Raw genomic sequence first — 24,061 nt, 5'->3', positions numbered from 1 at the left:
GCCAAACGCATGCTTGGCCGCACTCCAGGAAACATCACCGCCATCCGCCCGATGAAAGACGGTGTGATCGCAGATTTCGTGGTAACCGAGAAAATGCTCCAGCACTTCATCCACAAAGTGCACGAGAACAGCTTTATCACCCCAAGCCCCCGCGTACTGGTTTGCGTTCCCAGCAAGTCCACCCAGGTAGAGCGCAAGGCCATCCGTGAATCCGCTCTCGGCGCAGGTGCAAGGGAAGTGTTCCTGATTGAAGAGCCGATGGCGGCCGCCATCGGCGCTGGCCTGCCGGTGGAGGAAGCCAGCGGTTCCATGATTGTGGACATCGGCGGTGGCACCACCGAGATCGCTATCATCTCCCTGAATGGCATTGTTTACGCCGAGTCGGTTCGTACCGGGGGCGACAAGTTTGACGAAGCGATTGTCACCTACGTTCGCCGTAACTACGGCAGCCTGATTGGTGACTCCACCGCGGAACGCATCAAGCACGAAATTGGCTGCGCCTATGAGGGGCTGGATATCCGCGAGATCGACGTTCGCGGCCGCAACCTCGCCGAAGGCGTACCCAGGGCGTTTACCCTGAACAGCGAGGAAATCCTCGATGCTCTTCAGGAATCCCTGGCGCAGATCGTCCAGACGGTGAAAAGCGCCCTGGAACAGTCGCCGCCTGAGTTGGCGTCTGATATCGCCGAACGTGGCATTGTGCTTACCGGTGGTGGTGCGTTGCTGCGCGGTTTGGATAAACTGATCAGCGAGGAAACCGGCCTGCCGGTGATTATTGCGGAAGACCCGCTGACCTGTGTCGCCCGTGGCGGTGGCAAGGCGCTGGAAGTGATTGATCGTGGCGGAATCGGAATGTTCTCCCAGGAGGGCTGACCTTGACTCCGGCTTTACGCCCCGACATTGCCTTTACCCGGCCGCCGCTCGTGAATGATCACGGCGGCGGTTGTCGTATGGACACCTGCATGGATTGCGGGAGGGTGAGTTATTAAAACCATCTTTGTCCAAGGCCCCGTTCCCGGTTTCAGGCTGCTACTGGTTATTGTGCTATCAGCGATTCTGATCGTTGCGGATGCTCGCTTCGATCAGGTCACGCCGGTACGTAGCGCCATCGGTACCGGCCTCGCCCCGGTTCACTGGCTTGGCAACGCGCCCTCCGAATTCAGCGACTGGGTGGCCAGCCTGTTTACCACCCGTGAAGACCTCCAGGAAGAAAACGAAGCGTTGCGCGCGCGCTTGCTGATACTGGAGCGCCGGGCGCTTAAATATGCCGCCCTGGCGTCGGAAACAATGAACTGCGCAAACTGATGAACTCCTCGGAGGTCCTTGATGACCGGGTGATTGTTGGCGAAATAGTCGGTGTTTCACCCGACCCGTTCTCTCACGAAGTGGTGATTAATAAAGGCAGCCGTGACGGTGTTGTGGTCGGCCAGGCCATCCTCGACGCCAATGGCTTGATGGGGCAGGTCCAGCAAGCCAGTAGTTTCACCTCTCGGGTTCTATTGGTGTCGGACAGTAGCCATGCGGTGCCCGTGGAGGTGGTTCGTAACGGCTTGCGGGCTATCCTGCTTGGAAATGGGGACACCAGCGCGCTTGAATTGGTGCATGTGCCGGATACCGCCGATATTCGCGAAGGAGATTTGCTGGTCAGCTCCGGGCTTGGAGGGCGTTTTCCCAAGGGCTACCCGGTGGCGGAAGTGGACCAGATTTCCAAGGAGCCGGGTGAACCGTTTGTGAAAATTCGTGCTACGCCAATGGCGGAACTGAATCGGAGTCGTCTGGTGCTGGTTGTGTTTTCACCGGAACAGGACGCCACGGATGATGCTGAAAGCTCTCCCGAAGGCTCCGATGCCGGATCACCAGAACAGGATGGGGTGCGCTAATGCTGTCGGTGATCAGTTACCCCGTTTTTGCCCTGAGTGTTTTGTTTGCCCTGGTGCTCAGCAGTTCGCTGTTTCCACTGGGTTGGTTTGAGTTCCGGCCCGAATGGCTGGGCCTGATTGTGTTCTACTGGACGTTCCGGGCGCCGGCCCAGTTCGGTATCCTGTTGGCCTGGTGCCTCGGACTGCTGCTGGACGTACTGGAAGCCACACCGCTGGGCGTGAATGCCCTGGCGATGGGCGTCATTGCGTTTCTGGTACTGACCATTCACCAGCGCCTGCGTATGTACCCTTTGCCGCAACAGTGTCTGATGGTGTTCCTGTTGCTGGGGATAAACCAGATGCTGGTGCATTTTATCAAGCAGACACTGGGAGCTGATAATTCCGGTTTCAGCTACTTGTGGCCGGCGCTAACCAGTGCCCTGGTCTGGCCGGTATTGTGTGTATTGCTGGATAACCTGAATCGCAAGCTGGGCTAGGATTGGAGGACGCTATGCAGTCTATTGTTCTTGCCTCAGCCTCCCCTCGAAGAGCCGAACTGTTAAGGCAGATCGGTCTGTCGTTCCTGGTTCAGCCGGCAGATATCGACGAAACGCCCGCGAGCAACGAATCAGCCGAACATTATGTCGAGCGTCTTGCCCGCGAAAAGGCTCTGGCGGGAAGTGCTTCCAAGCCCGACTGCCTGGTGATTGGTTCGGACACCTCGGTCGTGCTGGAGGGGCGGATTCTGGGCAAGCCAGCCACCACCGGCGATGCGATCGTTATGTTGCAGGCGCTTTCGGGAACCACTCATCAGGTCATGACAGCTGTCGCTGTGGTTCACAATGGCATTTGTGAGTCGCGCCTGGTGATAACGAATGTTCGTTTCCGCGAGCTGCTGGCGGCGGAAATCGAAGCTTATGTGGCAACTGGTGAGCCCATGGATAAAGCGGGCGGCTATGGCATTCAGGGGCGGGGTGGTATTTTTGTAGAGGAACTCCGAGGCAGTTACAGCGCCGTAGTGGGGCTGCCCCTGCACGAAACCGCAGCATTACTGGCCGGTGCCGGATACCCGGTATGGGAAACCTGGAACAGCAGGCAGGAGAGCCGCAATGAGTGAAGAAATACTGATCAATGTGACCCCGGTGGAAACCCGGGTGGCGCTGGTGGAGAACGGTATGCTCCAGGAGGCCTACATTGAGCGCACCAGCCGCAAGGGCATCGTCGGCAACATTTATAAGGGCAAGGTGGTTCGCGTATTGCCTGGCATGGAAGCGGCATTTGTGGACATTGGTCTGGAGCGTGCGGCGTTTATCCATGCCTCTGATGTTGTCACCAGTCAGCAGCCGGCCAACGAAGCCCCCGAGACGCCGAAAACCGTTCCCGATATTCGCACCTTGCTCCGTGAAGGGCAGTCCCTTGTGGTTCAGGTCACCAAGGACCCTATTGGAACCAAGGGGGCGCGGCTGACCACACAGCTATCCATCCCATCGCGCTACCTGGTATTCATGCCTGGCGTCCGTCATGTTGGTATTTCCCAGCGAATTGAAGATGAGACCGAGCGTTCTCGGTTGAAATCACTGGTGGAAGAGGGTGCTGCCGCAGAACCGGACATCTCTGGCGGTTACATTATTCGCACAGCTGCGGAGGCGGCCTCGGAAGATGACCTGATCGGTGATATGACCTATCTGCACCGTCTGAACCAGGCCATTGAGGAACGCATTACCCGAAGCCAGGCGCCTTCGGTGGTGTATCAGGATCTTCCCCTGTTTATACGCACCATTCGCGACCTGATTCGTCCACAGACCGAGAAGGTGCGTATCGATAGTCGGGAAAGCCACCAGCGGGTGATGGAATTTGTTGAGGAGTTCGTAACCGAGTTTTCCGACAAGGTCGAGTATTACCCGGGCGAACGTCCCATTTTTGACCTGTATTCCGTTGAGGATGAAATTCAGAAAGCCCTTAGTCGCAAGGTGCAGCTCAAATCCGGTGGCTACGTGATCATCGACCAGACCGAAGCGATGACCACGATCGATATCAACACGGGCGCGTTTGTGGGGCATCGCAACCTCGAGGAAACCATTTTCAAGACCAACCTCGAGGCGGCCCGTGCCATCAGTCGCCAGCTCAGATTGAGGAATCTCGGTGGTATCATCATCATCGATTTCATTGATATGGAGGATTCCGAGCACCAGCGCCAGGTTCACCGAATGCTGGAGAAAATGCTGGAACGGGATCACGCCAAAACCAAGATTACCGGGGTTTCCGAGCTCGGGCTGGTGGAAATGACCCGCAAGCGCACCACCGAAAGTCTTGGACAGATTTTATGTGAGCCTTGTCCCATCTGTGATGGTCGCGGCTTCCTCAAAACCAGCGAAACGGTCTGTTATGAAGTCTTCCGTGAAATCCTCAGGGTCAATCGGGCCTACGATGCGGAAAGCTATCTGGTGATGGCGTCCCAGAGCGTGGTGGATCGGCTGCTGGATGAAGAGTCCGACAATGTGGCCGACCTTGAGACGTTTATCAGCAAAACCATCCGTTTTCAGGTTGAGCCATTTTACAGTCAGGAGCAGTATGATGTGGTACTGCTGTAACGCTGGCCCGGCAGGCATTGTTTAGGCGTGGCGATTACCCCTGATGGCATCCAGTGTGGCTGATCAAACTCTGAAACACCTGTTACTTCGAATCGTCTCGGGCGCCGCCAGTCTGATCTGGTGGCTCCTGCTGGCGGTTATCGTTCTGATGGCGCTCTATGCCGGAATAGGGCGCCAGATTACTCAGAACATCAACGAGTATCGCTCTTCGATTGAACAACGGTTGTCGTCGGAGCTTGGTCAGCCCGTCACCATTGGTGCGCTCTCCTCCAGTTGGAACTGGCTGGACCCAACCATTGTCGCCCGCGATATCGTGGTCGTCTCCGAAAACGACCGTAGTGACGTTGCCGGTTCACTGAAGAGCGTCCGCATTGGCCTCGATTTTCTCGCCTCGCTCATGCGCCTGCGTATTGTGTTCGCTGATTTTGACGCCGACGGTCTGGAATTGACGATCAACCAGACTCCAAGGGGGGCGGTGACCGTCGAAGGTGTCGATATTCCGGATCCTGTCGCAAATGACCTGGAACTCTGGCTCGATATCGCTGGCGAGTGGCTGTCCGACCCCTCCGTTAAAGTTACTCGCCTTGATCTTGGTATTCGCGACGCCAATGGCGCCCTGCGCCATGTAGAGGTGCCCCAACTGGACCTGATCTACCGGCGCGGGCTGTTTCATGCTTCCGGCCGTGCGATGCGGCCGGGAACGACCGAACAACTGGCCAGCTTTGAGCTGGTTGGTCGGCACTTCTTCCGTGGTGACTTTACTGGCCAGGTTTATGCGGATATCAACTCCGGCCGGTTGTTTGATGGACTCGCAGAGGAGTACGCCTGGCGGAACATACGGGCTGAAGGTTTCGATCTCGGAGGCCAGGTCTGGATGACGTTTCGGGATGGGCGCATCGAGCAGGTCAGTGGCAATCTGGAAACGCCGTATCTGCAACTTGGTGTTGGGCTCCAATCCCTGGCCCCACTTGAGGACATCAGGGCGGAATTTGGCTGGCGCAGGCACGATTCATTGGGGGAGCACGAGCCGGAAGCGACGGCTAAACCCTGGTACGCCACCGGTGAGTTTCACGTAAAGGAACTCGAGTGGGAGTGGAACGGCAATACAGTCTCTCCGTTCAGTCTCCGGTTCAGTCATCGCGACGAGGGCCGTAGATTGATTGCTGATGCACTTCCACTGCAACCCCTTCGGCGGTTGATTGCAGGTATGAACCTGCTGCCGGATAGGGCTGAAAGGGCCCTTGAGAATTATCGCCCTACGGGCCGCCTGGACCGGGTGATGCTTAACCTGCCCACGGACGATGGCCGTGACTTTGAGCTGACGGCCGCGCTGAATAATGTTGGCGTGAGGGCCTATGACGGCGCGCCGGGGGTGTCTGGTCTTGATGGTACTCTGGTTGTTGATCGGGAAGGCGGTTTCGTCAGGGTGAGCAGCCAGGAGCTGTCGCTCGGGTTCCCGGAGCTGTTCCGCGGGGGCTGGAGCCTCCGAGATGTCAGGGCAGGCGTGGCCTGGCGTTTTGAGGGAGGGGTAACCCGCGTATACGCCGATGATATCCGTATGGCCTATGGTGCCAACACCCGGCTGACCGGAGCGTTTGACCTGCGGATGGATCAGGGCGGGGAGGATAATCTGGGGCTGAAGGTCAGTGTGCGCGATGGCACGGCCGATATGCTTGCCGACTTTGTGCCAGTGAAGGTGGTCGACCCTGAGCTCTACCAATGGCTGACAACGGCAATTACCAAGGCCGATATTTCCAGCGGTGAGTTTTACGGTCATGGCCAGATTGATCGTGACGCCCCGGAAAACTCTTTCGTGTCCTCAATGGTTTACCGTTTCGAAGAAGCCAGTATCCGCTATGACGAGCGGTGGCCGGAGGTTACGGGTGCCAGTGGTGAAGTCTTTATACAGGATGGTCGCACAAGGGTCGATATCAGCGCAGGAAAAACGGGTGGGCTGGAACTGGAACCCAGCGAGGTGCGGGTTGTCCCGGAGAGCGAGGACATACTGGTATACGTCGATGCGTCAGCCCAGGTCCCCGGATCGGCGTTGGCTTTCTGGATGGACAACAGCCCCCTGGGTGAGTTGGCGGGAGAGGCAGGACGAAGTATCGCCCTGGACGGCGATTTTCACCTGGATCTGGGGCTTGGTTTGCCTCTGGTATCCGACGCGCCACCCACCATCAGCGCCAGTGTCAGCGCCAATTCAGGAACTCTGACTTATCCCGAAGCCGATCTGCAGTGGACCCAGGTCAATGGCGAGCTGACGTTCACCAGCGATGAGGGGTTTTCCGAGAACCCCCTGCAGGCTCATTTCATGGGCTCTCCGGTTACGGTCCTGCTGCGGCGGGGTGACAGCGGTCAGTCGCTCAATATCCGCCAATATGGCCGCCTCGATATTCGCCAGCTCCTGGATAAAACCGAGTTGCCGGAGGGCATGGAAATGGGGCTCAGTGGCGATATTGGCTACCAGGCAACACTGGACGTCTCAACGGACACCGCTTCCGCCATTACGCTGTATTCGGATCTTGCCGGACTGTCGATCGACTGGCCTGCCCCGCTCGCAAAAGACATCGATGATGAAGCGCCCCTGAAGGTAACCGTCACGCCCCGGCAAGAGTCCGGTGTCGATCTGTCAGTCGACTGGCAAGATCGTGCCAATCTGGATATGACCTGGCAGCCGGGAATGGTAGACATTGCCCTGAATGAGCTGTTTCTGGGCGATCGCCAGCTGACCAATATGACGGTGTCCGCACAGCAGAGTGACCATGAGTGGTTGATCACAACCGATTCGGAATGGGCCTCCGGACGTGTCATCTGGCCCCAGGAGGATCGACCGGTCAGCGTTGATCTCGAACGCCTGATGCTCCATAGAAGCGATAGTGAGGCGGACGACCGGCCTGAACCCGAGCATCAGGTACAGGCGTTTCGTAACTTGGACATTGGCAACTGGCCGGACGTGGATGTCCGTATTGCCGCTCTCAACATGGATAGTGAAAACGCCGGTAGCTGGTCGTTCCAACTGAGGCCTGACGCTGCTCAACTGCGGGTGCAGGACATCGTTGGCACGCTCAAATCCCTGACCCTGACGGGGGAGCTGACCTGGAGCATTGCAGCCGGTCGGGAAATCACCCGTTTTACCGGCGATATCAACGGTCAGTCGCTGGCGGACCTCGACACGTTGGTTGGCGCTGAGATTCCCTTCCGTAGCAAGAACACGGCCGTCAAGCTCGATATTGACTGGCCAGGCCGCCCGGATCAGTTTGACGTATCAGGCCTCAGTGGCTCGGTCAGTGTGCGTTTTGACGACGGTGTCATCCTCGAGGGCAACAATACGGCTCAGCTGTTCCGGGTGTTCAATCTTCTCAACGCCGACACGCTCTGGCGCCGTCTGAAGCTAGATTTCTCCGACCTGTATGAAGCGGGCGTCGCCTTCGATGCCATCTCCGGCAAAGCCAGCATGATTAACGGCCTGCTGACGTTGGACCCGGAACTGCAGGTGGTGGGGCCTTCCGGCGCCTTCAAGCTGACGGGCACCTCCAATATGATTGAGGAAACCCTCGATATGAGAATGGTGGTGGTGTTGCCTCTGACCCAGAACCTGCCATTGGCCGCTTTATTGATGGGGGCTGGTGCTCCGATCGGCGGCGCGTTGTTTGTACTCGACAAAGTGTTGGGTGATCCATTGAGCAAACTCACCAGTGCGACCTATAGTGTAAGTGGAAGCTGGGACGAGCCAGATGTTCGACTGAGGCGAGTATTCGATACCGGCAATTGATGGTTTTGGCAGGAGGGCCGTGATGTCAACGCAAAGAGACAACCCCGTCAAATGGCAGGCAAGTCGGGTAGCGGCGATACAGATGGTCAGTACCCATGACATCGCCGCCAACCTCAATGAGGCAGCAAGGCTGTTGAAGGAGGCGGCGGACGCAGGTGCCAGCATCGCAGTGTTGCCCGAAAACTTTGCGGTGCTGGCCACAAAACAGATGATCGGCTGTGGCCGCCGGGAAGCGGAACCGGACAACGTGATTCGGCAATTCCTGGCTCAGCAAGCGACCGAACTTGGCATCTGGGTGGTCGGTGGCTCGTTACCCATTGCGGCGAGGCCGGACTGGTCCGCCGTGACCGATCGGGTTCGCGCCTGCTGCTATGTCTACGATGACCGGGGCCGTGAGGTTGCCCGCTACGACAAGATTCATCTTTTTGACGCCACCGTGGAAGATGCCCAGGGGCAGTATCGTGAGTCAGATACCTTCGAGCCGGGTGAGGATGTGGTTGTGATTGATACGCCGGCAGGGCGACTCGGCATGGCCATCTGTTACGACCTGCGCTTTCCCGAGCTGTTCCGACAGCTTAGGGAGCAGGACGCCGAATGGGTGTCCCTGCCCAGTGCGTTTACCTGGTACACCGGTGACGCCCACTGGCATGCGCTGATACGTGCCCGTGCCATTGAGAATCAGGTCTGGCTGGTGGCTGCGGCCCAGGGTGGGCAAAACAGTGAGCGTCGGCGCACCTACGGGCACAGCGCGATCGTAGACCCCTGGGGCCGAATACTGTCCGAAATCGACGAGGGGCCGGGTATCGTCGTTAGCGAGCTTGACCGCGAAACACTCAAGGACATCCGCACACGGATGCCCGTCTGGGAACACCGGAGACTTTAGTTTCCGGTGGCTTCGACGTCGTCAATGCACTCTCTGAGGTAGCGAAACAGCTTTCGCGGCTGGCCGGTATTCTTTTCTGTCTGCACGTCCCGGCGAGCGTTGCGTGCGAGGTTGCGCAGATGCTGGATATCGGCCGTTGTGCAGTAGTTCAGGAATTCGCCGACGGCCGAGTCGCCTTCCTCAATCATCCGGTCGCGCCAGCGTTCAGCAAGGTGATGTCGGCGGGTGTGCTCTTCGCTGCCGGCATCGAAGGCGTCGATGGCTCGAGTCAGCCCTTCCGGGTCGTCTTCCTGGCGGATAATCTTGCCGATGTATTGCAGGTGGCGGCGACGGGCTTCGTTCTGGCGAATGCGACGGGATTCCTCAATGGCCGCCCGCAGGGTATCGCTGATGGGAAGGGTGTTGAGCTGGTCGTTACTCAGATCCAGCATGCGCCTGCCAAGATCCTGCAACTGGTGCATTTCACGCTTGAGTTGGGATTTGCTCGGGCCGAGGTATTCCGGGGCGTCGTCTTGGGAGTCGTTCATTTTAAGTCCGTGTTGTCGGATACAGGTTATCCGTAGAATATCGTCGCCAGACCAAGGAAGGCCATAAAGCCGACCACATCCGTGACGGTTGTCAGTATAACGCTGCCGGCCAAGGCCGGATCAATGTTGCGGGATTTCAGGAACAGGGGCAGTACAGTGCCCACGAGGGCCGCAGCGATCAGGTTGATGATCAGCGCGGCGGCGATAATGGCGCCAATCATGATATCGCTGAACCAGAGGGTTGCCGCTGATGCAACCACCACCGCCCACAATAATCCGTTCAGGGCACCCGCAATAAATTCGCGGTTTAGCAGCCAGCCCACGTTGGCGCCACTGATCTGTCCCACGGCCATGCCACGGATGACCAGGGTCAGGGTCTGGCTGCCGGCGATGCCACCCATGGACGCCACGATGGGCATCAATACCGCAAGAGCTACAACTTTCTCGATGGTCGCCTCAAACAGCCCGATCACGGCCGAAGCGGTAAAGGCCGTAAGCAGGTTGATGCCCAGCCACACGGCCCTGCGTCGGGTAGTCTTCAGAATCGGTGCGAAGGTGTCTTCGTCTTCATCAAGACCGGCCATGCTCATCAGAGAGTGGTCTGCGTCTTCGCGAATAACGTCAACCACGTCATCGATGGTGATCCGGCCCAGGAGTCGGCCTTCCTCACTGACCACGGGTGCTGAGATCAGGTCGTAACGTTCGAACAGGGTTGCCACCTTGGTGTCGGACAGCGTAACCGGTATCGGCTCGATGTCCGTGTCCATTACCTCCCGCACGGTTGCCGCCGGATTGGATACCAGCATTTTGGTGATAGGCAACATGCCGATGAACTCGTCGCGTCGGCTGACCACAATAAGGCTATCCGTCATCGGGGGCAGGTTGCGATGACGGCGCAAGTAGCGCAGAACCACGTCAATACTGATGTCCGGGCGCACCGTAATGGTGTCCGTATTCATCAGGCCGCCGGCGGTATCTTCCGGGTAGGAGAGGACCTCTTCGACGCGTTGACGGTCCTGCTCGTCCATGGTGTCCAGGACTTCCTGGATCACTGTGTCCGGCAGCTGCTGCAGTAAGTCGGCCAGATCGTCCGACTCAAAATCCTCGATGATGTCCGCGAGTTCCTGAGCGTTCAACTGGCTCAGGAAGTAACCTCGGATATCATCGTTCAGGTACTGGAGGACTTCGCCCTCAAGCTGCTTGTCAACCAGGTTCCAGAGCAGGGCACGCTGACGGGGTGGTGATGATTCCAGCAGGTGGGCGATGTCACTGGGGCTCAGGCCACCATTCAGGATGCGGGCAACCTGTTTCAGGGCGCCACTGTCCAGCGCTTCGCTCAGGGAGCGAAGACGTTGGCGCGCTTGGCTTTTCTCCAGAATATCGGTCATGGATCACCCACAGTCAGAAAACCCTCGTATTATAGCGGAGTTAGGCAACATAGGTGAGGGTGAGTTGTAGGTGAATGCCGTAGACGGGCAAGGATATCCAAGATGGAAGTGGTTATTCGCCTTCCCCGAAGTAGTCGTTAATCAACGTGACCAATGCATCCACAGCTTCGGATTCATCCGGGCCGTCTACAATCAGCTCTACTTCGGCCCCCTGGCTGGCGGCGAGCATCATGACTGGCATGATGCTCTTGGCATCCACCTGCCGCCCTTTACGGCTGATCTGAACGCTGCTGTCGAACTCAGAAGCCTTGGCCACCAATTTGGCTGCGGCTCGGGCATGGAGCCCAAGTTTGTTGATGATGGTAATGGGACGGCGAATCATAGGCGGTTCAGCTTTCCCTGCTCTGCAGGTGCGGAAGTTCGGTGTGACGAACCTGCACATTGCTGTATTTGCCCGAAAAATAGCGGCCGAGTTGCTCGCAGATATAAACCGAGCGATGCTGGCCACCGGTGCAGCCGATGGATATGGTCATATAGCTGCGGTTGCTGTCGGCAAACGATGGTAGCCAGTTTTCCAGGAATTGGGTCAGGTCCTCGACCATCTTTCGGCTCAACGGCTCCTTTTCCAGGAAATCGATGACTGGCTGGTCGGTGCCCACAAACTGCCGAAGGCTGGTGTCCCAATAGGGATTGGGCAGGCAGCGTACATCGAACACATAGTCCGAATCCAACGGCACGCCGTGTTTGAACCCGAACGACTGGAACAGCAGTGCCAGTTCCTGATGACGCCTGCCCGCGACCCGTTGCTTCACCATGTCCCGGAGCTCGTACATGGACAGCCCGGTAGTGTCGATGTATAGGTCTGCCAGCTTGGACAGAGGCTCCAGAAGCTTCTTTTCGTTGCCAATGGCCTCCCTCAGGGAGGTCTTGTCATCACTCAGCGGGTGCTTTCGGCGCGTAGCATGGAAGCGCTGCAACAGAGACTGTTCATCGGCGTCGAGATAAATGATCTCGATGGTTACGCCGGTATCCTGAAGGCTGCGGTAGATATCCTCGAAGTTGCTCAGTTCCCCGGAGAGGTTGCGGGCATCGATGCTGACTGCCATCTTTCCCAGCCGGCTGGGAGAGTTCTGGTTGGTGGCTTCCTGCGTGAGAGGGAACAGCAGGCCAATGGGCAGGTTGTCGATGCAGTAAAAGCCCAGGTCTTCCAGAACATGTAACGCGGTACTTTTTCCGGAACCTGATCGGCCGCTGACGATGATCAGTTTCATAGCCCGTTCACCTTGGATGTGGAGTTGTTCAGCTTGTCTCTGCAGTCATCCGGCGATAGAGAGAGCCTGCATCAGTGCACTGACGCAGTTGGTCGCAGAATGCACGCTCGTTGAACTTTTCAGCAAGCTGGCTCAAAAGCTCAAGATGCTCGCTGGTGGCTTCTTTGGGGACAATCAAGGTGAAGACCAGATCCACCGGCTGGTTGTCGATCGCATCGAACGCAACGCCTTCTTCCAGGGTCAGCAAAACGCCGACCACATGATCCAACCCTTCCAGTCTGCAGTGGGGGATCGCGATGCCCTGTCCGATACCCGTGCTCCCCAGTCGCTCCCGCGCGACCAGGTTGGTGAATATCTGGGTGTCGCTGAGCAAAGAATCGTGCTGCTGGATTTGCTCGGCAATGGTTTCCATAACCCGCTTTTTGCTGGAGGCAGACACCCGGCAAAGGGTTAGCTCCGGCGCGAGAATGTTCTCGATAGTCAGGGATGTGTCGGTCATGAATCGACTGCAGTTCCGTAAAAAAAGGCTGCGGCACGTGTAGCATGGTTGGCCAGTGCCGCAGCTCGATTAACTGTCATGCAGGGGCGTCGTCCTAGCGGGCGCCGTTCCCATGCATCCGGTCTACGTTCTTTTCCTTGTGCTTCAGGATCTGCCTGTCCAGCTTGTCTACCAGTGCATCAATGGCAGCGTACATATCGCTGTTTTCGGCCTTTGCGTGAATCTCACCGCCTATCACGTGAAGCGTAGCTTCCGCCATCTGGCGCACTTTTTCCACCTCAAGGGTAACCTGGCAATTGCTGATGTGGTCGAAGTGCCGCTCAAGCTTTTCAAATTTGCCTGATACGTAATCTTTCAGTGCGGGAGTCAGTTCTACGTGATGGCCTGAAATATTGAGTTGCATAGGCTTCTCCTGTTTTCAGCTTGCCGGCACCCGTTAGGATACCGGCTGTGTGCCACAGCGTTATGCTGCAGGCGGTATACTTTCAGGAAAGGGCCCTCCCCGTGGGTCTGGGGACAGACGCTTTCTACACCAATCGCTTTCGCTCGTTGGACGGAGGAATGTGCATTGCCTCGCGATACTTGGCCACGGTTCGTCTAGCCACCTTGATACCCTGGTCTCCTAGCATGGCTGCAATTTTGCTATCGCTCAATGGCTTTTTCGGCGTTTCCGTTGCAATCAGCTTTTTGATCATCGCGCGGATTGCCGTGGATGAGCACTCTCCACCCTCGTCGGTACTGACATGGCTTGAGAAAAAATACTTGAGTTCAAATATGCCCCGCGGTGTGTGCATGTATTTCTGGGTGGTGACCCTTGAAATGGTCGACTCGTGCATTTCCACCGCCTGGGCAATATCAGAGAGAATCAATGGTTTCATGGCTTCCTCGCCATGATCCAGGAAACCCTGTTGGTGCTCGACAATGCGCGTGGCTACCTTGAGCAGGGTTTCGTTGCGGCTCTGCAGGCTCTTGATGAACCACTTTGCTTCCTGCAACTGGTCCCGCAGGTAGGTGTTGTCAGCACTGCTGTCCGCACGCTTTATAAGAGAAGCATAGCTTGCATTCACACGAATGCGCGGTGCAATTTCAGGATTCAGTTCCACGCGCCAGCGCTCATTGTGCTTGCGCACGATCACATCAGGGATGACGTAGTCAGGTTCAGCCTGGTCCAGGGCGTCGCCGGGGCGTGGGTTCAGCCCGGTAATAAGCGCCAGTACGTCTCGTAGCTGTTCTTCTTTCAGGCGGCTGCGGCGCAAAAGCTGGGCGTAATCACGGTTGCCCAGCAGGTTTATGTAGTGGGTGATCACCAGCCGTGCCTGAGCCAGCCAGGGTGTTTCCGGGGGCAGTTGGTTCAGCTGGATCAGCAGGCATTCCTGCAGATTACGCGCGAACACACCGGGTGGGTCGAAGTGCTGCAAGCGATGAAGAACGGCTTCCACTTCGTCCAGTTCCAGCGGGTCTTCATCGGATTCGTCCACCATGCCTGAATGAATTTCCTCAAGCGGAGAGGTCAGGTAGCCGTGGTTGTCGACCGCATCCATCAGGGCGTGGGCGATGGCCTGATCCCGCTCGCTCATGGGCGTCAGGTTCAGTTGCCATTCCAGATGGTCCTGAAGGGTTTCAGTGGGGGAGTTGCGGGTTTCGAAGTCGTGGTCGTTTTCATCGTCGTTACGGGCTGCCGAAGCAGGGGCTGACTGGTATATGTCGTCCCAGGCGGTGTCGACGGGAAGATCGTCGGGAATGGTGTCGGGGCTGTCCGTTTCTGATGACCAGTCAGGTCCGTTCTCGGATTCGTCCCACTCCGTTGCGGTGTCTGAGGTGGTGCTGGACTCCTCGGCTGACGATGTGTCAGAGGACTCATTGTCACTGTCCGTTGATTCCGGATTCTGGTTGTCGTCGTCTTCGGAGGTTTCCAGCATTGGGTTGGATTCCAATGCCTGCTGGATTTCCTGCTGGAGGTCCAGGGTGGAGAGCTGCAGAAGCCTGATAGCCTGTTGCAGCTGGGGCGTCATGGTCAGGCTTTGGCCCAGCTTTAACTGTAATGAGGCTTTCATAACCATGGTTCAGGATCCGTCACTCGGTCTCTCTCTTCCGTCACTCAGGCTCTCTTTACGTCATTAGCGCGCTACGTCATCAGCGTGCTTTCTGGAGCCGGGGTTGCACAAAAACTCTTTGTATGCTGGCTACTTGCCGCACCAAGCAAGTTCTTTGCCGAGTGTACTACAGGCGAAACTCGTTGCCCAGATACACTTCCTTGACCTGCTGGTTGGCCAGTATATCGTCCGAATTACCAGAGGCAATGATGTGGCCGCCGCTGACAATGTAGGCATTCTCGCAGATGTCGAGGGTTTCCCGCACGTTGTGGTCGGTGATCAGTACGCCGATGCCTTTGTCCCGCAGGTGCCGGATAATCTGCTTGATGTCGCTCACTGAGATCGGGTCGACCCCGGCAAAGGGTTCGTCCAGCAGGATGAACGCCGGCTCCATCGCCAGCGCCCGGGCAATTTCCACCCGCCGTCGCTCGCCGCCTGACAGGGCCATGCCGACGCTGTCGCGGATGTGGGTAATGTGAAACTCTTCAAGCAGTTCCTCTAACTTGGCCTCCCGGTCAGCGCGTTTGAGTTCGCGGCGGGTTTCCAGGATCGCCAGTATGTTGTCGCGCACGGTGAGCTTGCGAAACACGGATGCTTCCTGGGGCAGGTACCCGATTCCCTTGCGGGCACGGCCGTGCATCGGCAGGGGCGTTATGTCCTGATTGTCGATGGTGATGCGACCGTTGTCGGCGGAAACCAGGCCAACAATCATGTAGAAACACGTCGTTTTGCCCGCGCCGTTGGGGCCGAGCAAGCCGACGATCTCGCCACTGCGAATTTCCAGGGAAACGTCGATGACGACCTTCTTCTGTTTGTAGCTTTTTGCGAGGTTACTGGCCCTGAGAACTGCCATCGGTATCCTGTCCGTTAGGGTTGTTATCTGGATTGCTGCCGGAGTTGCCGCGTGGCTGGATGACCATTTCGACGCGACCGCTGCCATCGCCCTGGTCAGCAGAGCCCTCTGCAGTCACCACGCGTTCGGCGCTGTCGTAATGAATGACGTCGCCTCGGAACAGGTTGCCGCCCTGTTCGATCACAGCTTCGCGCCGAAAGGTAACCCGGTTGTCGGAGGCGGACCAGGTGATTGTAAGTGCGCGGGCGTCGGTTTCGCCCTGGCCTTCCATGGCAGGCTGGCGGTAGCGTGCCGGGGTACCGGTGGCTTCAATGCGGCTGACGCCATTCTCATCCCGGTGGAGTACAACCTTGTCCGCCATAAGGTTGGCATCGCCCTGGCTCATTTCAACCGAGCCGGTATAGGTTGCAATGCCCTGGCCTTCGTCGAGCCGTGCGTTGTCTGCATTGACCCGGATGGGCTGGTCAGACTCCAGGTCGAAGGCCGTGGCGAATGGCGCGCCCATAGTCATTGTCAGTGCCAGAACAATCAAGGAGATTACCGGGCGCGATGCCAATGGTTGGCGTCTACTGCGGCGAGGGTGGGGCGTGAACTTACTTGCCGGGCTCATAGCGTCCTTCCACTTCAGAGTCGAGTTCGAGGATTCGGTCATCAATCCAGGCCTTCATGCCGGTGGCGCGGGTCAGGCTGAACGAGTCGGTCAGTTCCACCGGGGCGTCTGTGTAAACAGTACGCTTTGTGTTATCCAGTGTCAGCGTTGACGTGGTCAATGTCAGGGGGCGCCCGCCTTGGGGTTGCTGGGACACCCGAACATCCCCCGTCAAGTAAACCAGGTCGTCAGCTTCCATGAATTGGCCTTTGTTGGCCTGGACTTCCCAGGGTGCGTTGCCGGGGTCGCCGTAGAGTGTCGCATTCGGCGATTCCATAATGGTTTCGTTGCGGGCCTCGAACTGCTCAATACGCGGGCTTTCGAAATGTGCGGTAAGCCGCCCGGTCTCGTCGAAAGACAGATAGCGACCATTGACCACGAAACCGTCTGGTTCCGATTCGCCTCTCAGCGCGGCGGCATCCACCGGCTCTGATGACTCGTCACTTTGCCAGAGCAGGAAAAACAGTGCCACTATCGTGACAGCCAGCCCCAGAGTTCGTACCCAGGGCCGGGTAAAGAGGGCTTCAGCGGCCATTCAGTCCTGCTCCAGGTAGGGTTGCAGGCTTGCGTTGAGCTGCCCGCAGGCGCAGAGCAGTAGTTCGCAAGCTTCACGGACTGCGCCGCTCCCCCCCGCGGCCGACGTGCAAAAGTCCGCTTGCTGGCGCACCAGCCAGTAGCCGTTGGGTACTGTTATGCCCAGCCCGGCGTAACGGATCGCGGGCAGGTCCGGCAGATCATCGCCCATGTAGGCAATCTGGGATGGCATGATCTCCAGCTGCGCAGCCAGTTCCCGCAGGGCGACTTTTTTGTCCTCGCGGCCTTGCATCAGATGCGGGATGCCGAGGTCATTCATGCGTTTTTCTGTCAGCGGCGAGCGCCGTCCGGTAATAACGGCAACGTTGATGCCTGCAGCCATAACCTGCTTGATGCCAAGGCCGTCAAGAATGTTGAACCCTTTTATCTCATCGCCTGAAGCGCTGAACAGCAGAGTGCCGTCGGTCATGACGCCGTCCACATCCAGGGCCAGCAGACGAATGCCAGCGGCTTTTTCAATCAGGTCCGCTGGCCATTGAGGGCGCAGAGTGTCGGCCATCAGATAACTCCTGCCCGCAATAGGTCGTGCATATTGATAGCGCCGGTCAGTTGACCGTCGCGATTGATGACGGGCAGGGCGTTGATTTTCAGTTCTTCCATCATGTTCAGTGCCTCGGCGGCCAGTTGGTCATCGTGGATGACACGCCCGTTGCGGGTCATGACCTCGGCAATCGGCGTATTGTGAATGTCCACGGAGCGGTCCAGGGTGCGGCGCAGGTCGCCGTCTGTAAACACGCCGATCAGGTCTCCCCCGGCATTGATGACCGTCGTCATACCCAGGCCCTTGCGGGAAATCTCCAGCAGCGCGCCGCTGAGGGTGGTGTCTTCCTGCACGCGGGGGATCTGGTCCCCGGTGTGCATGATATCGGTGACACGCAGCAGCAACCTGCGGCCCAGGCTGCCGCCGGGGTGTGAGAGCGCAAAGTCTTCGGTGCTGAAACCCCGGGCTTCAAGCAGTGCCACGGCCAGGGCGTCGCCCATCACCAGAGTGGCCGTGGTGCTGGAGGTGGGGGCCAGGCCAAGGGGGCAGGCCTCCTGGGCAACACTGATATCCAGGTTGGCAACGGCCTCCCGGGCCAGGATGGAGTTTTCATTGCCAGTCATGCTGATCAATGGGGCCCCCATGCGTTTGATTAACGGCAAAATAGTCAACACTTCGCTGGTGTTGCCGCTGTTGGAAATGCCCAAAACCACATCCTGGCTGGTAATCATCCCCAGGTCACCGTGGCTGGCCTCGCCCGGGTGTACGAAGAACGAAGGCGTTCCTGTACTGGCGAGGGTGGCAGCGATCTTGTTGCCGATATGGCCGGATTTGCCCATGCCGGTTACGACAACGCGTCCCTTGCACGCCATGATCACTTCGCAGGCGCGGACGAAACGCTCATCAATCCTGTCGGTCAGGGCCTGAATGGCCTCACGCTCGATCTCGATGGCTCGCAGGGCGGATTTTCTGAAGGTCTGGCTGGTTTCGGTGTTCATCTGGCTTCCGGGTTCGAAATGTTGATGCTTTCGTCGTGGCAAAAGTATATCACTTCAACGGCTTTGGCTGCCCTTCATGACAAGACGTTCAGCAAAACTGAATATTGACATCAGTTCATTTTGTGAAGGATGGATTGAGGTTCAAGGCAGGTTGACATAATGTAGCGCACTCATTAAACGCTGGGAAAGCGGGCTCAGCCACACTCAGGCGGTTTTGGAAGCAGGTATGGACACATCCCCCTACATTGAACTGAGAGACGTGGTTTTCAATCGCGGGAATCGCCGTATTTTCGATGGCGTCAGCCTGGACATTCCCCGTGGCCGGATTACCGCCATCATGGGGCCGAGTGGCACTGGCAAAACCACGTTGTTGCGGTTGATCGGCGGCCAGTTGAAACCGGATTCCGGCAGCGTAGTCGTAGCGGGGGAAAATGTGCCTCAGCTCAAGCGTAAGGCGCTTTACCGTCTGCGGGAAAAGATGGGGATGTTGTTCCAGAGTGGAGCGTTGTTCACGGATCTCAGTGTGTTTGAGAACGTCGCGTTCCCGCTCAGGGTTCATACCACTCTGCCGGAGGATATGATTCGCGACATTGTCCTTATGAAGCTTGAAGCTGTGGGGCTTCGTGGAGCCCGTGACCTGATGCCCGCGGAGTTGTCAGGCGGTATGACCCGGCGTGTGGCGCTGGCCCGCAGCATCGCGCTGGACCCGGAACTGATCATGTACGACGAGCCTTTTACCGGCCAGGATCCGATTGCCATGGGTGTACTGGTGAAGCTGATCCGGGATCTCAACAGCACCATGGGGCTAACCAGTGTGCTGGTGTCCCATGATGTGCCTGAGTCCCTGAGTATCTGCCACTACGCCTGCATCGTTGCGGACGGTCGTATTATCGGCGACGGCACGCCCGAGGAGTTGAGGGCTCACCCATCGGAGCAGGTTCAGCAGTTCCTGCGGGGGCATCCGGACGGTCCGGTACCGTTCCACTATCCGGCTGCCGATGCGGCTCAGGACTGGAGTGTTGCCGGGAGGGGAGATTGATGGACCGGCTGGCGGCTTTTGGCCGATTGGGGATGAGCGTGATTGCATCGCTGGGCCGCTCCGGGCGTTTCCTTGTTGGTGCCCTGGCAGGCGTTCCGCGGCCCTCGGTTGGTTTTCCGCTGTTGCTGAAGCAACTTTACTCGGTCGGAGTTCTGTCCCTGGCCATCATTGTGGTGTCCGGCCTGTTTATCGGGATGGTTCTGGGGTTGCAGGGGTACACAATACTCAGCGACTACGGGTCTGAGGCCGCGATCGGTCAGATGATTGCCCTGACCCTGGTGCGGGAATTGGGCCCGGTGGTGACTGCGCTGTTGTTTGCCGGCCGTGCGGGTTCCGCACTAACGGCGGAAATCGGGTTGATGAAAGCCACCGAACAGCTTTCCAGCATGGAAATGATGGGTGTTGATCCGCTGCGCCGGGTGATTGCTCCCCGGTTGTGGGCGGGCTTTATCTCAGTGCCCGTGCTGGCTGCGGTGTTCTCGGTGGTTGGTATCTGGGGCGGCATGCTCGTGGGTGTGGAGTGGCTGGGCGTGTTTGAAGGCTCTTTCTGGGGCAACATGCAGTCTTCCGTAAGCTTCACCGCCGATGTCCTGAACGGTGTCGTCAAGAGCCTTGTGTTCGGGTTCGTCTGTACCTGGATTGCGGTCTATCAGGGTTACGACTGTGTGCCCACCTCGGCCGGCATCAGTGCGGCAACCACAAAAACCGTGGTGTATTCGTCGCTGGCCGTACTCGGGCTGGATTTTGTGCTTACCGCCGTCATGTTTGGTGACTTCTGAGCGCGGTATACTGAAACGTCAGGAAACAGGGGGCCGGAATGGCACAGAGAACAACAGAAGTGATTGTGGGGCTGTTCATGATCGCAGGCATTGCCGCCATAATGTTCCTGGCGTTGCAGGTCAGCGGGCTGACACCTAAGGCTCCGGAAAGTTCGTACACGCTGTACGCCAATTTTAACGACGCTGGCGGGCTGACGCCCCGGGCAAAAGTGTCCATGGCTGGGGTCACGGTCGGCAAGATCCGGGAGATAACCCTGAATCGGGAAACCTACCAGGCCCGCGTGACCATTGATGTGAACGCCAGTGTGGATAATATTCCGGCTGACAGCTCAGCAGTAATACGTACATCCGGGCTGCTTGGCGAACAGTACATTGATATATCGGTGGGCGGTGATATGGAGTCCCTGGGAGACGGGGATACCTTCTATTCGACACAATCCGCCATGAATCTTGAGCGGCTCATATCCAACTTTGCCTCCGGGCAGTCACAATGAAAGAAAGTGGTTCACGGGAGAAAACCATGGTTCTGATCAGACATAGCCTGATGATCGTTGCGTTGCTGATGGTAGCGCTGGCAGTGCCAGCCCACGCCGGACCGGAGGAAGACCTCCGCGCGTATGTTGATAAAAATACCCAGCGTCTGGTCGACAAGCTCCATCAGGAAAAGGGCCTGTACGAAAAGAATCCACAGGCGTTTTACCGGAGCATGGACCAGGAGCTGAAGAACTTCGTCGACTTTCGCCGAATTGCGGCCCGGGTCATGGGCCGCTATGCACGACAGGCCTCACCGGAGCAGCGCGACGAGTTCGTTGAGAAGTTCAAGCGCAGTCTTTTCGACAGTTACGCCCAGGCTCTGGTGAGTGCCGACGACTTTACCATTGAGGTGAAGGAAGCCACGATCAACCCGAATGACGACGGTCGGGCATCTGTACGTATGGAGGTAATCAGTGCCTCTGGTAACCGCTACCCCGTGACTTATTCCATGTACGAAGCGGATGAAGGGCGCTGGATGATGGAAAACGTGATTGTCGAAGGTGTGAACATTGGTCTGGCTTTCCGCGATCGTTTCAGTCAGGAGATGGAGAAGAACGGCGGCAAGGTCCAGACTGTTATCAACGACTGGGGTGATGCGGTGGAATCGCTGAATCTCGAAGGTGAAGTCGACAAATCATGAATGCGAGCCGGCCTGTGGTGACTCTGGACGGTGACACGCTATCGGTGAGCGGCGTGATTGATCCGCTTACCGTGGTCTCCGTCAGGCAGGAAGGGGAGAAGTGGATACGGGCGAGCAAGACAGATCTGCAGGTGGATTTGTCCGCCATGGGCACCGCGCACAGCGTGGTGCTGTCTCTTCTGCTGTGTTGGCACCGCCTTGCAGTTGCCCGCAGTCAGGCTCTGAGATTTACCGGCGTCAGTGAGCGGCTGAACTCTTTGGCGGCCCTGAGCGGCCTTGATCGCCATTTGCCGGGCTTTTCCTTTCAGTCCTCTCCTGAAAACCTGCACCAAAGCTGACCCGAATGCCATAATTGGTTACAATCTCGCCCCTGATTTAAAAACGCCCGAGGATTATTTATGGAAGCCACCGAAGTTGCCGAGTTGGTTAAAGAGGCGCTGCCAGACTGTGAGGTCGAAGTGCAGGTCGATGGCAATCACTATCTTGTTGTTGTAGTGGGCGATGTGTTCGAGGGTCTGCCAACCATCAAGCGGCAGCAACTGATCAATAAAGCGCTGTTCCAGCACATTCTGGATGGCACCATTCATGCCCTGCACCCCAAGGCCTTTACACCGACTGAGTGGGCCGCGCGCCAGGGCTGACATGCCCGCAAACTACAGGACACCATTGTGGACAAACTTCTGATCAGAGGCCGCAAGCCTCTCGATGGCGAAATCCGGATATCCGGCGCCAAGAACGCCGCGCTACCGATTCTGGCTGCCACCCTGTTGGCGGATGAACCGGTGACCGTGGGCAACCTGCCGCACCTGAACGACATCACCACGATGATCGAGCTGCTCGGCCGCATGGGCGTGGAATTGATGATCGACGAGAAAATGAGCGTCGAAGTTCACGCCAACACCATCAAGCAGTTCCATGCGCCCTACGAGCTGGTGAAAACCATGCGGGCCTCGATCCTGGTGCTAGGGCCACTGGTAGCGCACTTTGGTGAGGCGGAAGTGTCCCTGCCGGGTGGCTGCGCCATCGGTAGCCGGCCGGTGAATTTGCACATTCATGGCCTGGAACAGATGGGCGCCGACATCAAGGTCGAAAACGGTTATATCAAGGCAAAGACCAATGGCCGCCTGAAAGGTGCGCACATTTTCCTGGATACCGTGACGGTAACCGGTACGGAAAACCTGATGATGGCCGCAGCGTTGGCCGATGGTAAAACCATCCTTGAAAACGCTGCCCGGGAACCGGAAGTGGTGGATCTGGCTGAGTGCCTGATCGCCATGGGTGCCGACATCAAGGGCCATGGCTCTGCAACCATCGAAATCAACGGTGTCGAGCGCCTGCACGGTTGTCACTACGATGTGCTGCCAGATCGCGTCGAAACCGGCACCTACCTGGTTGCTGCTGCAGCTACCCGTGGCCGGGTCAAGCTTAAGGATACCCGCGAAGATCTGCTGGAAGCGGTTCTGCTGAAGCTGGAAGAAGCCGGTGCCCACATCGATACGGGCAAGGACTGGATTTCGCTGGATATGAAAGGAAACCAGCCAAAAGCGGTCAGTTTGCGCACAGCGCCTTATCCGGCGTTTCCGACCGATATGCAGGCTCAGTTTGCAGCGATGAATGCGGTAGCAGAAGGCACTGGAACCATCGTGGAGACGGTCTTCGAAAACCGGTTCATGCACCTGCAGGAGCTGATTCGCATGGGGGCGGACATCACGCTTGAGGGGAACGCTGCTATCATCAAGGGTGTTGACCATCTGACCGGTGCTCCGGTTATGGCAACGGATCTGCGTGCGTCTGCAAGTCTGGTCATTGCCGGGCTGGTTTCGGATGGGGATACCATCGTGGATCGCATCTACCATATTGACCGCGGTTACGAGTGTATTGAAGAGAAATTGCAGTTGCTGGGCGCGAGTATCCGCCGCCTGCCAGCGTGAATTCATTGAACCGGAAGGACGCATGACCGATTCCATTACCATCGCGCTGTCGAAGGGGCGAATTCTGGACGAGACTCTGCCGCTGTTAAAAGAAGCGGGCATTGAGCTGGTCGACGATGTCAAAAAGTCCCGGAAACTGGTGTTTCCGACCACAGACCCAAATGTGCGGGTTTTGATCCTTCGGGCTACTGATGTGCCTACCTATGTGCAATACGGTGGGGCGGATCTGGGAGTAACCGGTAAGGATGTGCTGATGGAGCATGGCGGTGACGGGTTGTATGAGCCGCTGGATCTGAATATTTCCCGGTGTCGGTTGATGACGGCTGGGAAGAAAGACTGCAATGCGCCAGAGGGCCGTTTGCGTGTGGCGACCAAGTTCGTAAATTTGGCTCGGCGCTATTACGCGGCCCAGGGGCGGCAGGCTGATATCATCAAACTTTACGGTGCGATGGAGCTTGCTCCGATTCTTGGACTCGCCGACGAGATTGTCGATATCGTTGATACCGGCAATACCCTGAAAGCGAATGGCCTTGAGGCTCGCGAGCTGATTGAAAATATCAGTTCTCGACTTGTGGTTAACCGTGCCTCGATGAAGATGAAACACCAGGGCATTAATCCCATAATTGAGATGATGGCGGTTGCCGTCGAAAAAAGGCGGGCTTCGGAGTAAGAACGGC

At 57.6% G+C, this 24,061-nt stretch carries 28 protein-coding genes; 16 read left to right on the top strand and 12 right to left on the bottom strand.

The genetic code is table 11. The features are described from left to right. The 8 genes from MDG893_RS18335 to MDG893_RS18305 form a co-directional block, all read left to right on the top strand. Positions 1-873 (top strand): rod shape-determining protein (locus MDG893_RS18335; protein ID WP_007155332.1); only part of this gene is annotated, 873 nt, incomplete at its 5' end. Between the two features lie 168 nt (positions 874-1,041). Then, a complete protein-coding gene (locus tag MDG893_RS21450; RefSeq protein WP_007155331.1) occupies positions 1,042-1,305 on the top strand; it encodes an MreC domain-containing protein in 264 nt (87 codons plus the stop codon). Then, positions 1,305-1,880: a rod shape-determining protein MreC gene (mreC, locus tag MDG893_RS18330; protein WP_007155330.1), complete on the top strand. Its 576-nt coding sequence runs from the start codon at positions 1,305-1,307 to the stop codon at positions 1,878-1,880. Before MDG893_RS21450 ends, mreC begins: the two co-directional genes overlap by 1 nt. After that, positions 1,880-2,356 (top strand): rod shape-determining protein MreD, encoded by a 477-nt coding sequence (gene mreD, locus MDG893_RS18325; protein ID WP_007155329.1) that lies wholly within the window; start codon positions 1,880-1,882, stop codon positions 2,354-2,356. Before mreC ends, mreD begins: the two co-directional genes overlap by 1 nt. A 14-nt stretch (positions 2,357-2,370) precedes the next feature. After that, on the top strand, positions 2,371-2,976 hold the full coding sequence (locus tag MDG893_RS18320; protein ID WP_007155328.1) for a Maf family protein: 606 nt from the start codon (positions 2,371-2,373) through the stop codon (positions 2,974-2,976). Continuing rightward, complete coding sequence (gene rng, locus MDG893_RS18315) at positions 2,969-4,450, top strand: ribonuclease G (protein WP_007155327.1); 1,482 nt, start codon at positions 2,969-2,971, stop codon at positions 4,448-4,450. Before MDG893_RS18320 ends, rng begins: the two co-directional genes overlap by 8 nt. A 55-nt stretch (positions 4,451-4,505) precedes the next feature. Next, entirely contained in the window at positions 4,506-8,225 is a 3,720-nt protein-coding gene (locus MDG893_RS18310) for a YhdP family phospholipid transporter (RefSeq protein ID WP_244264453.1), read from the top strand. 22 nt (positions 8,226-8,247) lie between these two features. Next, a complete protein-coding gene (locus tag MDG893_RS18305) occupies positions 8,248-9,108 on the top strand; it encodes a carbon-nitrogen hydrolase family protein (RefSeq protein ID WP_007155325.1) in 861 nt (286 codons plus the stop codon). Here the strand turns inward: MDG893_RS18305 and yjgA are convergent. From yjgA to MDG893_RS18245, 12 genes are all read right to left on the bottom strand, one after another. Next, positions 9,105-9,635: a ribosome biogenesis factor YjgA gene (gene yjgA, locus MDG893_RS18300; RefSeq protein WP_007155324.1), complete on the bottom strand. Its 531-nt coding sequence runs from the start codon at positions 9,633-9,635 to the stop codon at positions 9,105-9,107. The genes MDG893_RS18305 and yjgA overlap by 4 nt on opposite strands. Positions 9,636-9,661: 26 nt before the next feature. Further along, positions 9,662-11,023 carry a magnesium transporter gene (mgtE, locus tag MDG893_RS18295; RefSeq protein ID WP_007155323.1) on the bottom strand — a complete coding sequence of 454 codons (1,362 nt, stop codon included), beginning with the start codon at positions 11,021-11,023 and terminating at the stop codon, positions 9,662-9,664. 112 nt (positions 11,024-11,135) lie between these two features. Beyond that, on the bottom strand, positions 11,136-11,405 hold the full coding sequence (locus tag MDG893_RS18290; protein WP_007155322.1) for an HPr family phosphocarrier protein: 270 nt from the start codon (positions 11,403-11,405) through the stop codon (positions 11,136-11,138). Between the two features lie 7 nt (positions 11,406-11,412). Further along, on the bottom strand, positions 11,413-12,294 hold the full coding sequence (gene rapZ / locus MDG893_RS18285; protein WP_007155321.1) for an RNase adapter RapZ: 882 nt from the start codon (positions 12,292-12,294) through the stop codon (positions 11,413-11,415). Between the two features lie 28 nt (positions 12,295-12,322). Continuing rightward, complete coding sequence (gene ptsN, locus MDG893_RS18280) at positions 12,323-12,793, bottom strand: PTS IIA-like nitrogen regulatory protein PtsN (RefSeq protein WP_007155320.1); 471 nt, start codon at positions 12,791-12,793, stop codon at positions 12,323-12,325. Between the two features lie 94 nt (positions 12,794-12,887). Continuing rightward, positions 12,888-13,196 (bottom strand): ribosome hibernation promoting factor, encoded by a 309-nt coding sequence (gene hpf / locus MDG893_RS18275; protein WP_007155319.1) that lies wholly within the window; start codon positions 13,194-13,196, stop codon positions 12,888-12,890. Between the two features lie 124 nt (positions 13,197-13,320). Continuing rightward, a complete protein-coding gene (locus tag MDG893_RS18270; RefSeq protein WP_040474773.1) occupies positions 13,321-14,847 on the bottom strand; it encodes an RNA polymerase factor sigma-54 in 1,527 nt (508 codons plus the stop codon). Between the two features lie 166 nt (positions 14,848-15,013). Continuing rightward, entirely contained in the window at positions 15,014-15,739 is a 726-nt protein-coding gene (lptB, locus tag MDG893_RS18265; protein ID WP_007155317.1) for an LPS export ABC transporter ATP-binding protein, read from the bottom strand. Then, entirely contained in the window at positions 15,717-16,250 is a 534-nt protein-coding gene (gene lptA, locus MDG893_RS18260; RefSeq protein ID WP_244264454.1) for a lipopolysaccharide transport periplasmic protein LptA, read from the bottom strand. Before lptA ends, lptB begins: the two co-directional genes overlap by 23 nt. A gap of 82 nt (positions 16,251-16,332) precedes the next feature. Continuing rightward, positions 16,333-16,923: an LPS export ABC transporter periplasmic protein LptC gene (gene lptC / locus MDG893_RS18255; protein ID WP_007155315.1), complete on the bottom strand. Its 591-nt coding sequence runs from the start codon at positions 16,921-16,923 to the stop codon at positions 16,333-16,335. Beyond that, positions 16,924-17,481: a KdsC family phosphatase gene (locus MDG893_RS18250; RefSeq protein ID WP_007155314.1), complete on the bottom strand. Its 558-nt coding sequence runs from the start codon at positions 17,479-17,481 to the stop codon at positions 16,924-16,926. Further along, positions 17,481-18,461 carry a KpsF/GutQ family sugar-phosphate isomerase gene (locus MDG893_RS18245; protein WP_007155313.1) on the bottom strand — a complete coding sequence of 327 codons (981 nt, stop codon included), beginning with the start codon at positions 18,459-18,461 and terminating at the stop codon, positions 17,481-17,483. The genes MDG893_RS18250 and MDG893_RS18245 overlap by 1 nt, the downstream gene beginning before the upstream one ends. A 226-nt stretch (positions 18,462-18,687) precedes the next feature. On the opposite strand from MDG893_RS18245, the gene MDG893_RS18240 reads away from it, so the two are divergent. From MDG893_RS18240 to hisG, 8 genes are read left to right on the top strand one after another with little or no spacing between them, the layout of a single operon-like run. Then, positions 18,688-19,500, top strand: coding sequence for an ATP-binding cassette domain-containing protein (locus tag MDG893_RS18240; protein ID WP_007155312.1), 813 nt, complete (start codon positions 18,688-18,690; stop codon positions 19,498-19,500). Beyond that, complete coding sequence (mlaE, locus tag MDG893_RS18235) at positions 19,500-20,279, top strand: lipid asymmetry maintenance ABC transporter permease subunit MlaE (protein ID WP_007155311.1); 780 nt, start codon at positions 19,500-19,502, stop codon at positions 20,277-20,279. Before MDG893_RS18240 ends, mlaE begins: the two co-directional genes overlap by 1 nt. A 38-nt stretch (positions 20,280-20,317) precedes the next feature. Further along, positions 20,318-20,773: an outer membrane lipid asymmetry maintenance protein MlaD gene (gene mlaD / locus MDG893_RS18230; protein ID WP_007155310.1), complete on the top strand. Its 456-nt coding sequence runs from the start codon at positions 20,318-20,320 to the stop codon at positions 20,771-20,773. A 26-nt stretch (positions 20,774-20,799) separates the two neighbouring features. After that, positions 20,800-21,453, top strand: coding sequence for an MlaC/ttg2D family ABC transporter substrate-binding protein (locus MDG893_RS18225; RefSeq protein ID WP_040474772.1), 654 nt, complete (start codon positions 20,800-20,802; stop codon positions 21,451-21,453). Further along, a complete protein-coding gene (locus MDG893_RS18220; protein ID WP_007155308.1) occupies positions 21,450-21,791 on the top strand; it encodes an STAS domain-containing protein in 342 nt (113 codons plus the stop codon). Before MDG893_RS18225 ends, MDG893_RS18220 begins: the two co-directional genes overlap by 4 nt. 60 nt (positions 21,792-21,851) lie before the next feature. After that, positions 21,852-22,094 (top strand): BolA family protein, encoded by a 243-nt coding sequence (locus tag MDG893_RS18215; protein ID WP_007155307.1) that lies wholly within the window; start codon positions 21,852-21,854, stop codon positions 22,092-22,094. Between the two features lie 27 nt (positions 22,095-22,121). Continuing rightward, positions 22,122-23,384, top strand: coding sequence for a UDP-N-acetylglucosamine 1-carboxyvinyltransferase (gene murA, locus MDG893_RS18210; protein WP_007155306.1), 1,263 nt, complete (start codon positions 22,122-22,124; stop codon positions 23,382-23,384). 22 nt (positions 23,385-23,406) lie between these two features. Continuing rightward, positions 23,407-24,054: an ATP phosphoribosyltransferase gene (gene hisG / locus MDG893_RS18205; protein ID WP_007155305.1), complete on the top strand. Its 648-nt coding sequence runs from the start codon at positions 23,407-23,409 to the stop codon at positions 24,052-24,054. Positions 24,055-24,061 lie beyond the last annotated feature (7 nt).

The organism is Marinobacter algicola DG893 (assembly GCF_000170835.1).
GTDB classification, from domain to species: Bacteria; Pseudomonadota; Gammaproteobacteria; order Pseudomonadales; family Oleiphilaceae; genus Marinobacter; species Marinobacter algicola.
The sequence above is the reverse complement of the archived record's forward strand: the minus strand, read 5'-3'. Positions and strand labels throughout refer to the sequence as shown.